Origin of the sequence: Pseudoalteromonas sp. LC2018020214, assembly GCF_016598755.1 — a bacterium.
In the GTDB taxonomy this organism is placed as follows: Bacteria; Pseudomonadota; Gammaproteobacteria; order Enterobacterales; family Alteromonadaceae; genus Pseudoalteromonas; species Pseudoalteromonas distincta.
The window spans coordinates 2,657,618-2,669,620 of record NZ_CP066804.1 but is presented as its reverse complement, the minus strand read 5'-3'; the positions used below and the strand labels follow the sequence as shown (position 1 = coordinate 2,669,620).

The window sequence follows — 12,003 nt, the reverse complement described above, 5'->3', positions numbered from 1 at the left end:
TAAAATTTTTATTATTTAAGCAACGTCAGCGCATAATTTTACGTACTATCCAGCGCTGGGGCTTTTTTGTTTAAACGTAATATACATATGTAAGTTGGATTATATTTAGCCTACGCTAATTACTATGTACTGGTTGTAAGCAATTGTAAGTTTATGTTTTAGGGAGGGGCTGTTGACCTTTAAGGATTGAAATTTGTTCAATCCAAGGACTATTTAATCGTGGCGCGAGGTTTGTAACCTAGTAACAAAGAGTCAATCTCCCTAGGCAGAACCTTTGGGCAGCGCATGTTTGGCATTAATACTACGTTATCAACTATGTATGGGTAATAACCACACTACATAGGCTCTGCCTTGCCTAAATACCAAACAGTCTGCTGCAAATTCAACTTCAAAAAATAAATAGGCCCTAATAAGAAAGGTAGCGCATAACTCATATGGTAGCTAAGCGCTTTTAGAAGTGTTTGGTTATTAACTACATTGCTTATTTTGCTCATTTAAATAAGCATCTACAAAACCTACTTCCATCGGTTTTGAAAAGTAATAACCTTGTAGGTGAGATACACCAATTTTAGTGAGTGTGTTTGCTTGCTCAATAGTTTCAACGCCTTCTGCAACAACAGTAAAATCTAAAGTAGAGGCCATTTGTACAATTGCATGAATAATACTTAACCCTCTTTTATCCATATTTTGAATAAAGCTTCTGTCTATTTTTACTATATCTACACCAATATCAAGCATGCTTGATAGTGATGAGTAGCCTGTACCAAAATCATCAATTGAAATACAAAAGCCTTGTTTTTGTAGTGCTTTAACGGCTGTCAAAAATGTGAGTTTATCCTCGGCAAATACTGACTCAGTAATTTCTATGTGTAGGTTTTTAGGTTCTACCCGGTGGCGATTTACTATTTTTAATACCTTAGATACAAAATCAGGATCTTGTAGCTGAATAACCGATACGTTTACGCTTATAGCAATTTGTGGTTGTAAGTGACTTAATTTTGTTGCTTGTATACATGCCTGTTCTATTACCCAAATACCTAACTCGGTTATTAAACCGTATTGCTCGGCAATAGCTATAAATTCATCAGGGAAAATATTTTCACCATCTAATTGCCAGCGTAATAATGATTCAAAAGAGGTTACTTTTGAGGTTTTGCTATCAACAATTGGTTGAAATACTAGCCTTAAGCTATTTTCTTCTATGGCACTGGCTAGGCGTTGACTCAAAAGATACTCTCTTTCTTGTATTAATTTGAGTGAATCGTTATAAATATTGATATTACCTTTCGCGATGCGTTTTTGGTGATACATTGCAGTATCAGCAGAGCGAATTAAAGTATTAAAATCACTCCCGTGCTCAGGATACATGGCAATACCAATAGTTGCAGATACCCATTTTTGATATTTATATGTTTCATGCTCGGCACCAATGCTTTGAAGTACTTTATCTGCAAACTCGATAAGCTCAGCTTGTTTTTGATACGTTGCTAAAATTAAAAACTCATCCCCGCCCCATCGGCATTTAAATAGCTGTTGATTGCATACATTACTAATTCTTCGTGCTATTTCTTTTAATACTTTATCGCCTACTTTATGACCCAACGAATCATTTATTTGTTTAAACCCATCTAAATCTACGAATAATAAAGCAAAGGGTTCTTGAGGGTTGTCTGCTAGTTGTCTGTTTGCATTTTTTAAAAATGCGGTTCGGTTTAATAGATTTGTAAGTGGATCGGTATTCGATAAACGGTAGATTTCTTCTGTGCGTTGCTCAACCTTGTTTTCCATTTCATTAAGCAGCTCTCTGTTTTGGTTTTTGAGCTTGATTGCGCTGTGTGTAAATGTGGCTGATTTGTACGATGAAGCCACCATAATAGCAGTAAATGCTAGGCCTAAAATACCGAGGACAGAGTTGTAGTTTTCGTTAGAAAAGGTTAATAAAAAAGAGTAGGGCGCCAGTAAAATAATGCTATAGAGTACAGCGGTTACTCGACTTCCTGAAAGCAGATTTGCAGAGCCTCCTGCAAAGGCAGATAAAATAGCAATAGTAGTTGTAGTTTCTATTGCTGATGAGGTGCTATGAAACCAAAGTGCATACCCACACCACGATAGCGCAGTTAAAATACACCCGGTTGAAAATCTTTTTGAGTATGTGTCAGCATAAAATAAAGGGCTATCCTTTTTGGTTTTATAAAACCACATTACATCAATAGCGCGAGCTGCTAATAAGACAACCATAATGCTTAGCCAAATACTTTTTTCGTAGGATATTTTCTGGTTATTTAAATCAAAAGCAAACACTAATATAAAACTGACTACAGTCGAAATGGCAATGCCAGAGATGGCATTAGAGTATAAAATTTTAACGGATTCTCTGCGTTCTTCACTATTTAGATTTTTATATGGCACTAAGTAAAACCTTATACAAAAGTCACTCCAACTAGCGATGGAGAAACGTTCAAGAAATACTGCAAATATTCCAGATGAACATAAGCGTATTAAACATCGATTAGTTAGGCTCTAATCCTGAGTATAAGAATAAATATAGTTTATGAAAGCAAAAAAAAAAGTTAGTACAGTAAAAAGGCTCATAATAAATAATCATTATGAGCCTTAAAATTATCTAGCAGGTTGAAGTGTTAACGACTTTACTTGCTGTTTAGTAGATTTAACCTTCGAAATCACTATCGTTATGGCGCTCTGCCATTTGATCTTCTTCAGGGCCCCATGTGCGATTTACGCGACGACCGCGCTTTACAGCAGGGCGATCAGCAACTTGTTTTGCCCAACGAACAACATGAGTGTATGAGGCAACATCTAAAAATTCAGCTGCATCATATAAGTCGCCTAAAACAAGCGAGCCATACCAAGGCCAAATTGCAATATCGGCAATTGAGTATTCATCACCCGCCATGTATTCATTTTCGCTTAAATGACGATTTAACACGTCAAGTTGGCGTTTGGTTTCCATGGTAAAACGATCAATAGGGTATTGCATTTTACTTGGTGCGTAGCTATAAAAGTGACCAAACCCACCACCTAAATATGGCGCTGAGCCCATTTGCCAAAATAGCCAGTTACGACACTGCGTTTTAGCTTTTAAATCCTTAGGGATGAGTACATCAAATTTTTCAGCCAAATACTGTAAAATAGAACCTGATTCAAAGATGCGAGTAGGTGGTGTGGTTGAATGATCCATTAGCGCTGGGATTTTTGAATTTGGATTAATATCAACAAAGTCAGATCCAAACTGATCGCCATCACCTATGTTTATTAAATATGCGTCATAGTCTGCATCGGTGCAACCAAGCTGTAAAAGCTCTTCAAACATGATTGTAGCTTTTTGGCCATTTGGTGTAGCAAGAGAATAAAGCTGAAATGCGTGCTCGCCAATAGGTAGAGTTTTGTCATGAGTCGCGCCTGCAATTGGGCGGTTAATGCTGGCAAATTTACCGCCACTTTCACTTTCCCACGTCCATACTTTTGGTGGCGTGTATTCGTTTTTATCACTCATAAATAACCTCAATGTTAAATGGAAATGTTTAATACTTACTCATAAATGTGGCCATAAAAAATTAATTAAAGGCCCTAAATATTTAATTTACCGACCTTTTAATTTATCGGCTTTTGCTAATCTATAACCTAAAAACAACCCGCTTAGCGCTCCAAATAAATGGCTTTCAAACGATACATGATAGCGCTGAGGTAAAACACCCCATATAAAACCGCTATAAAGTATAGCCACTACAACTGCAATTATAATTGATTTTAATGAGCGTCTTACTAAGCCGTAGCATAGAATAAAGCCCCATAAACCATATATAACACCGCTTAAACCAACATGTATGTTACTGCGCCCAAATGCCCAAACTAAAAGTCCACCGACTAGAGCGGTAAAAATAAATACGTTATAAAAACGTTTTACGCTGTACTGGCAAATTAGCCAACTTAATACTACAAATGGGATCATATTACTGGCAAAGTGCCACCAGCTACCATGTAAAAAAGGTGCGCATAGTATGCCAATTAATCCTTGGATACTGCGTGGATATATGCCTAAACCATTAAGGTTTATGCCAGGTAGACTATTGATCACCTGTAGTACAAAGCAAATAACAACAATACTAAATATTGCGAAACGGGTACTAGTTAGTAATGACAGTGTGGTTGGCTTGGTTGCCATATAATCGCCCTAATTGACTTTAAGAGTTGCCAGTATAGGAATTGTATTTGCTAATGAAAAGCAATTAAAAAAGCACAGCATAAAATGCTGTGCTTAATTTTAATTATTACTCACTATTAACCTAATTTAGTTAATAGTTTTTTTGCAGCTAGTTCAGAGCTTGCTGGGTTTTGGCCGGTAATTACTAAACCGTCTTCTAGTGCTAATACACCCCAGTCGTCAGTTTTTTGATAATCGCCACCTTTTTTAATTAGCTCGTCTTCAACTAAAAATGGCACGATATCGGTAAGTTGCACTGCAGCTTCTTCAGTGTTAGTAAAACCAGTTACTTTTTTACCCGCTACTAGTGCATTGCCATCGGCATCTTTAACATTTAAAAATGCAGCACTTGCATGACATACCGCAGCAACAGGTTTTTGCTCTTTTACAAAGCTTTCGATAAGCGAAATTGAATCTGTGTTATCAACTAAGTCCCATAATGGACCGTGACCGCCTGGGTAAAATACAGCGTCAAAATCGCTAGATTTAACTTCACTCAACACTTTAGTGTTTGCCATTAATGTTTGCGCCGCGCTGTCTGCGTCGTAACGTTTAGTTGCATCTGTTTGAAAATCAGAAAGTGTACTTGTCGGATCAATGGGTGGTTGGCCGCCAGCTGGAGACGCTAATGTTACTTCAACGCCTGCATCAACAAAGGCGTAATAAGGGGCTGCAAATTCTTCTACCCAAAAACCTGTTTTTTCGCCAGTGTTACCAAGTTCTGCGTGAGATGTAAGAACCATAAGTATTTTTTTAGACATTGAATATATTCCTTCTGATGATTTAAATTAGTTTATCTTGCTTACCAATTACTATATGCACTAATACTGCTTTAAACAACGATGATAAATTTAACTTTATTGGTTTAATAATTGATACAATAAATAGATTGAATTTAAAACACACTACGGAGCATTTATGAAAGTGTCGTTTGAGCAGTTAAAGAGCATGGTTGTATTTGCACAAATTGTAGAGCAGGGCAGCTTAACCGCTGCTGCCAAACAGTTAGGGCTTACGCGAGCAGTTGCAAGTTATCATTTAAAAAAATTAGAAACGCAGCTTGAAGTTACTATACTAAATCGCTCAACCCGTACCATGGCGCTGACTGAAGCGGGTATTGCTTATTATGAGCGTTGTAGAATAATTACCGAACAAGCTAATGCGGCTAATCAGCAAATAGAAAATATAAAGAGTGAGCCACAAGGTTTACTTAAAATTAGCTGCCCTGTAAATGTGGGAATGCAGCTAATTGTGCCCGCAATAAATACGTTTAAGCGCCAATATCCTAAAATTCAAATAGACTTACAGCTTACTGACGATGTGGTTGATATTATTAAAAATGGGTTTGATTTTGCAATTAGGGGCGTGGCACTGAGTGACTCCAACTTGCAGGCAACCAAGCTGACTACAATGAGCACTTGTATTTGTGGCGCGCCGGAATACTTTGCACATTTTGGTAAACCTAAAACGCCTTTAGAGTTAGCAGAGCACCAATGGGTCGTTTATCAATTGGGCAGTAAAACATTAACACTTCAAAAAGATGGCAAAAAACACGATATTACAATGCAAGGCGGGCTAAGTACTAATAACGCAGCCGCACGTACTGCCTTTGTAGAAGCGGGGCATGGCATCGGGCGTATTCCGCTTTACGATGCGTGGCCAAAAGTACAAGCTGGGTTGCTTGAAATAATATTAGATGATTATAAAAGCAAAGATATTGAGCTTTACGGGGTATTTCCGCCAGGGGCTGCGGGCTCTAAAAAGCTACGATTGTTTATTGATTACTTAAAAGCATACTTTGTAAAACAGCATACCGCTTTAGGTATGCTGAAAAGTACTTAATGAGTAGTTTTTACAGCATTTATAAAGTTCGGCTAAATAATGCCACCGCTTGTTGATACATATTTATCGCAAGTGCTGCATCGTATCGCTCACCTTCATCACGCATAAAGGCATGCTGTGCGTTAACTTCCTGCCACTGGTAATTGATGCCCGTGCTTACACATTGTTGGTATATTTTAGCGCGGCCTTCCTTTGGCACATGCGGGTCTTGTTTGCCCCATATAAAGTGAATTTCGCCTTGTATATCAGCCATACGCTCGAATGAGTTATTTCCAGGTTGCGCAGGTAATGTATTGCTGTGAATATCAGTTGCGTATAAACAAAAAGCCGCATTAATTTCAGGGTTTAGTGCCGCTCTGTAAGCTAAGTGACCGCCAATACATACGCCCATTGCGCCGACGGAGCCTGTGCAATAGCTTTGTAATCTAATGAAGTCGATCATAGTTTGTGTGTCACTGTCGTGGTGCTCAAGTGGCTTTGCCCATTTGTCGGCATTGCCTTTGTCTTTACCTGTATCATCATAAGCAAGCACAGTGCCTATAGGGTTTAACTCATGAAACACTTCAGGCACTAACACTACAAAGCCATGGCTTGCTAAAATAGCTGCGCTGCGTGCGATGGGGGCAGTTTGCTGAAATATTTCAGAATAAAAAATGATAGCAGGGAACTGTCCTTGCGCTTGAGGGCGATATACAGTTGTTCGCATTAAACCGGTCGGTGTTGGCAAGTCAGCATTATGTTGTTGGATTATCATAAAAAGCGCTCAGTAAAATAAAATTATACATGCTGATATGGTAACTGAGCGCGATAAAATATACGACTTTTGTCGTTGAGTATTTATACCAACCTGCATAAATCTTTGATCAGTTTAACGAATTAAATTTCACTATAACGTCGTTAAAAATTTTTTATTTAGAACAACTAGGGTCTGTTGATCTTTGCGGATTAAAATTTGTTCAAACTAGGGGCTATTTAATCGCGGCGCGAGGCTTGTAACCTAGTGGGCTAAGTAAAAACCGAGCAACAAAGAGTAAATAGCCCCTAGAAAGAACCCTTTGGGCTGCGCCTGTTTGGCATTAATGCTACGTTATCGCCCATTTATGGGGAATAACCACACTACATAGGCTCTGCCTTGCCTAAATACCAAACAGACTGCTGCAAATTTAACCTTGAAAGATCAACAGACCCTAGATAAAAAAATTTTTGCCTAGTTCTAGCGTAATTTTCTTAACGTTAAATAGACCCCATATATAAGCAGATTGGTATTAAATACTTGCAGGCATTTTATTACAACTGGCGTAGTAACTTACCGTAGCCGGCCAATCTGAAAAAATACCCATTACCCCCACGTCCTTTGCGAGTACGTCGACTACTGTCATCATGTCGCCATCGTTATCTATAACATCAGCAATTGATTGATAGTAATAACCGCCACCTTCATTAAGCGGGCCCGAGCGCTCAAGGCTCCATGCAATAAGCTTTAAACCTGCTGCTTTTGCGTCAATAGCGTATTGCGATGGCACAATATTACTTTCGTTATCTATTGTTAGCATCATCCAAATTGGAGGAGCTAAAATTTTCACCCCATCAGCCACTAACTCATCCATACCCGGTTGCCATGTTTGTGGGTTACTTGGATCAAATCCGGCTTCACTGTCACGTCCATCTAGGTAAACGCTTTTATCTGCAAAGTCAGGGTTGTTGTTAATCCAGTATTTTACGTCTTCAAGGTTAAATGATTGCGGATAAACTTTTGAGGCTGGCACACCCATTTGCGTGTACTCGTCTAGCATTTTTTGCGCATATTGTTCTTGTGTCATTCCATCAAATGGTATACTTACTTGTGGCGATTTTAGCTCTGGTGTCATTTTTACACCTAGCTCATTAAACAGTGCAATGCTTTGTTTATGGGTCATCAATGTGCCGTTGGTGGCATATAAATCAGTGCGCCAATTTGGTGTGCCATCCATGTAATCGGCAACGGTCGTTGCATTAGTGTTTGCACCATCCATTTTACCTTCAAGGGTTAAAAACTCCGCTAAGCTTATATCGCTGGTACAACATTTTGCAGAAGCGGCAATACCATTAGCAGGGTCAGCTGGTGTAAATGGCACACTGCATTTAGCTGCAAGTTCAGGAATGGCTAAAATATTAGTTGTGGTATGCAAATCGCATTGAGAGTGGCGACAAACAAGCTCTTTGTCGTTTGTAAATGTAACATCGCATTCAACAATGCCAGCGCCCATTCTCGCTGCCGCAATGTAGGCTTCTTTAGTGTGCTCTGGGTATTGCATTGATGCACCGCGATGACCAATAGAAAAATCGGTGCGGTAAAAAGGACCTTCGCTGCATGACTCTAATTTTGTTTTTAGTGTGCTTTGCGCCATATCGTTAATTAAATAGTCAGGGCGAGTCCCTAGCTGAATATTTACTCCTTCAGCAACCTCTACAACAATGGGCGTAGGTACTTCAACAATTTCCACTTCGGTGTTGGTAACAACCACTTCTTTTTCTACTATTTCTACATCGTCGTCGCAGCCTGCAAGTGTGGCTAACAATATACAGCTTGTAAGTAAGGTAATACGTTTCATTGTTTATCCTTAAAAAGTAAAATTTGTACTACCTTAATGATTATTAATGACAATTTTGCTACAAGCTTATTAATTTACTTTTTTATTAAGCATTTGATTGACCAATAACGCACCTAACATTATAGCAGCCCCAATACTTAACCGAACTATATCGGCATCTCGGTTCCAGATCAGCACGTTAATTATAATCCCAGCTGGGATAAGCAAGTTATTCATAACTGCCAAAGCACCTACGTTGACAAGGGTTGCGCCTTTATTCCACATAAAGTAACCAAGTCCTGATGCAACCAACCCTAAATAAATTAGTATGCCCCACTGTGTAGAAGTGGTTGGTAATTTGTTTGAGTTACCAAATAATGCATAGCAAATTGTGGCAATAATAAGTGCGCCTATAAAAAACCATCCAAATACGGCTTTGTCATCAAGCTGATTGTTATTCATTAAGCGTTTGTAGGTAACTTGGCCTACAGCAAAACTTATATTCGCCCCTTGAACGATTAATAAGCCGATTATGAAATCGCTATTTAGGTTTTCGTAACGAATAGTAATTGCACCGATTACAGCAATAAGTGCGACTATAAAAAAGCGTGGGTTAAAGCGTCTGTTCAATCCATCATTTAGCAGGGTAATGTACAAAGGAGTCATTACAGTAAATAGCAGCACTTCGGGAACGGTTAAAAATAAAAATGAGTGGTAGTAAAAACTATACATAACACCAAGTTGTATAGCGCCAATCAGCATAAGCTTTAAGGCTAAAGGTTTAGGCGTTTGTTTGAGCTTTAAAAAAGGTAAAAAAATCAGTGTTGCCAGTGCTATGCGTATTAATACGCTAAACCAAGCGTCAACTTGGCCTGCTAAATACACACCAATTAAACTAAACGAAAACGCCCAAAGCAAAGTGACTGCAAATAAGTACTGCATAACCATCATCTTTTAATAAATATTGAGCTAAGTTTATCTGTTATATGTGAGGGTATAAACAATAAAAGCCCGCAAGCGGGCTTTTATAAAAGTGAGCTTAATAAATTAAGTTATTTACTCAACTAAACCACGGCGCTTAAGTAATGCGTCGGTAGTTGGTTTTTGACCTCTAAACTCAATGTAGCTTTGCATTAAGTCGCGGCTGTTACCTTTAGATAGGATTTCTTTACGGAACTTATCACCATTTTTACGTGTTAAGCCGCCGTTGTTTTCCATGTGTGCAAAGGCATCGGCTGCAAATACTTCAGTCCAAAGGTATGCGTAGTAACCCGCAGAGTAACCACCGGCAAATGTATGGCTAAAGTAGTTTGATTTATAACGCGGTGGTACAGGGTAGTAATCAATACCGTGTGCTTTTAGCGCATCGCTTTCAAACTTTTGAACATCAGTAATTTTTTTATCTGAGCCAAACGAGTGCCATTCCATATCAAGTAAAGCAGCTGCTAAATATTCAGTGGTACCAAAACCTTGGTTGAATTTTTGCGATGCAAGTACTTTATCAAGTAAAGCTTGTGGAATTGGCTCACCTGTTTTGTAGTGTTTGGCGTAGTTAGCAAGTACCGTAGGTTCAATCATCCAATCTTCATTCGCTTGCGACGGAAACTCAACAAAGTCACGCGCTGTAGCGGTACCCGCTAAGCTTGGGTATTTAACGTCAGAGAATAAACCGTGCGCCGCATGACCAAACTCATGGAACATAGTTGACACTTCGTCAAACGTCATTAACGTTGGCTCGCCTGCAGCAGGTTTTGGAATGTTCTGCGCATTGTAAATAACTGGTTTAGTGCCTTTTAAGCCGCTTTGACTTACGTAAGCGCTCATCCATGCACCGCCACGCTTACCTTCACGTGCGTATGGGTCTAGATAAAATAAACCGATGGCGCTGCCGTCAGCGTTAAATACTTCGTAGGCTGTAACATCTTCATGATAAACCGGTAAGTCTTTACGCTCTTTAAATGTAATACCGTATAGCTTGTTCATTGCAAAGAATAAACCATCGTGAATTACAGAATCCATTTCAAAGTAAGGCTTAACAAGGGCAGGATCTAAGTCGTACTTTTCAGCACGTACTTTTTCTGCGTAAAAAGCCCAATCCCATGGTTTAAGCTCAAAGCTTTCACCTGAATCGTTAATTACTTTTTGAATAGCAGCTGCTTCAATTTTAGCTTTTTCAACTGCTTTTGGTGCTAGGTCATCTAAAATGCCGTACACGTTGTCAGTTGTTTGTGCCATACGCGAAGTCATTACATACGATGCCCAATCTTTAAACCCTAGTAGCTCTGCTTTTTGAGCGCGTAGGTTGGTTTCTTCAATAATAATTGGGCCGTTAGTTTTTGCTGCACGGTTAGCAGAGGCTTTAAATATTTGCTCACGTAGGTCGCGGTTTTCAAGGCTTGATAAAATTGGCTGTTGAGTCGTATTTACTAACGTGATCATGTAGCCGTCTTTACCTGCTTTTTTAGCAGCGGCCGCAAGGCCTGCAATTTCACCTTCAGAAAGGCCAGCAAGTTTAGATTTATCGGTAACGACAATGACATCTTCTTTAAACGATTTTAAAATGTTTTGAGAAAACGCAGTAGAAAGCTCTGCAAGTTGTGAGTTGATTTCACGCATTTTTGCTTTTTCAGCGTCATTTAATTTAGCGCCTGCTTTTACAAATTGCTTATAGTAAAAATCTACAAGGCGTTGATCTTCAGCATTAAGCGAGTCTTTGTTGTCGTAAATAGTTTGTACGCGCTTGAATAATGCACCATTTAAGTAAATGTCGTCAGAGTGAGCAGATAATACCGGCGCCATTTTTTTACTTATACGTTGGTATTCGTCATCAGAAATCAAACCTGAAAGGTTATAAAAAGCAGCTGATACACGGTTTAATAGCTCGCCAGACATTTCCATTTCAACTAATGTATTTTTAAAAGTTGCAGGAGCTGGGTTGTTAGCAATAGCTTGTATTTGCGCAGTATGCTGAGCAATACCAGCATCAAAGCCGGCTTCGTAGTCTTTTGTACCAAACTTATCAAACTCAGGTGCCATGTATTGTAATGGGCTTGGTTTGAATAAAACATTGTTTGCGTTCATGTCTTGCACTTGTGCTGCGCTCTCTTTTGCCATGTCTTGAGGTTCGTTAGAAGAACAAGCCGATAGGATTAGGGCACTAGCAATAGTCGTGGCGATCAGGGTTTTACGCATAATAACTCCATAAAAAGATTAGCCGAAATAGGCTTTGCGAGTCGAAAAACCTAGTTAACTTATCAAATTTGTGGGTTTATACAATAAAGTTTATCGGTATTAAGGGGGATTTGAACGCAAATTAGCTAATAATTAGTATTAAGGTGGGTAAAAGTAGCTCTAAAATTAAACGTTAAA

Annotated in this window: 9 protein-coding genes; 1 reads left to right on the top strand and 8 read right to left on the bottom strand. The window is 38.9% G+C overall.

What is annotated here, in order from left to right; genetic code table 11:
* Positions 1 to 468: 468 nt before the first annotated feature.
* The 4 genes from JG479_RS11840 to JG479_RS11825 form a co-directional block, all read right to left on the bottom strand.
* Complete coding sequence (locus tag JG479_RS11840) at positions 469 to 2,409, bottom strand: putative bifunctional diguanylate cyclase/phosphodiesterase (RefSeq protein ID WP_200219382.1); 1,941 nt, start codon at positions 2,407 to 2,409, stop codon at positions 469 to 471.
* 259 nt (positions 2,410 to 2,668) lie between these two features.
* The gene (yghU, locus tag JG479_RS11835) at positions 2,669 to 3,514 is read right to left on the bottom strand and encodes a glutathione-dependent disulfide-bond oxidoreductase (protein WP_039487161.1); all 846 of its coding nucleotides are present in this window, start codon (positions 3,512 to 3,514) and stop codon (positions 2,669 to 2,671) included.
* An 87-nt stretch (positions 3,515 to 3,601) separates the two neighbouring features.
* Entirely contained in the window at positions 3,602 to 4,183 is a 582-nt protein-coding gene (locus tag JG479_RS11830) for a rhomboid family intramembrane serine protease (protein WP_010555361.1), read from the bottom strand.
* 116 nt (positions 4,184 to 4,299) lie between these two features.
* A complete protein-coding gene (locus JG479_RS11825) occupies positions 4,300 to 4,983 on the bottom strand; it encodes a type 1 glutamine amidotransferase domain-containing protein (protein WP_039487157.1) in 684 nt (227 codons plus the stop codon).
* Between the two features lie 157 nt (positions 4,984 to 5,140).
* Here JG479_RS11825 and JG479_RS11820 point away from each other — a divergent pair, with 157 nt between their 5' ends.
* Positions 5,141 to 6,064 (top strand): LysR family transcriptional regulator, encoded by a 924-nt coding sequence (locus JG479_RS11820; RefSeq protein ID WP_200219381.1) that lies wholly within the window; start codon positions 5,141 to 5,143, stop codon positions 6,062 to 6,064.
* 19 nt (positions 6,065 to 6,083) lie between these two features.
* Here JG479_RS11820 and JG479_RS11815 read toward each other — a convergent pair whose 3' ends face one another.
* The 4 genes from JG479_RS11815 to JG479_RS11800 all read right to left on the bottom strand — a co-directional run bounded on the left by JG479_RS11815 (position 6,084) and on the right by JG479_RS11800 (position 11,826).
* Positions 6,084 to 6,818: a dienelactone hydrolase family protein gene (locus JG479_RS11815; RefSeq protein WP_024597042.1), complete on the bottom strand. Its 735-nt coding sequence runs from the start codon at positions 6,816 to 6,818 to the stop codon at positions 6,084 to 6,086.
* Positions 6,819 to 7,329: 511 nt separating this feature from the next.
* The gene (locus JG479_RS11810) at positions 7,330 to 8,655 is read right to left on the bottom strand and encodes a glycerophosphodiester phosphodiesterase family protein (RefSeq protein WP_200219380.1); all 1,326 of its coding nucleotides are present in this window, start codon (positions 8,653 to 8,655) and stop codon (positions 7,330 to 7,332) included.
* Between the two features lie 69 nt (positions 8,656 to 8,724).
* Entirely contained in the window at positions 8,725 to 9,576 is an 852-nt protein-coding gene (locus tag JG479_RS11805) for a carboxylate/amino acid/amine transporter (protein ID WP_002958180.1), read from the bottom strand.
* A 114-nt stretch (positions 9,577 to 9,690) separates the two neighbouring features.
* Entirely contained in the window at positions 9,691 to 11,826 is a 2,136-nt protein-coding gene (locus JG479_RS11800) for a M3 family metallopeptidase (RefSeq protein ID WP_024598247.1), read from the bottom strand.
* Positions 11,827 to 12,003: the final 177 nt, after the last annotated feature.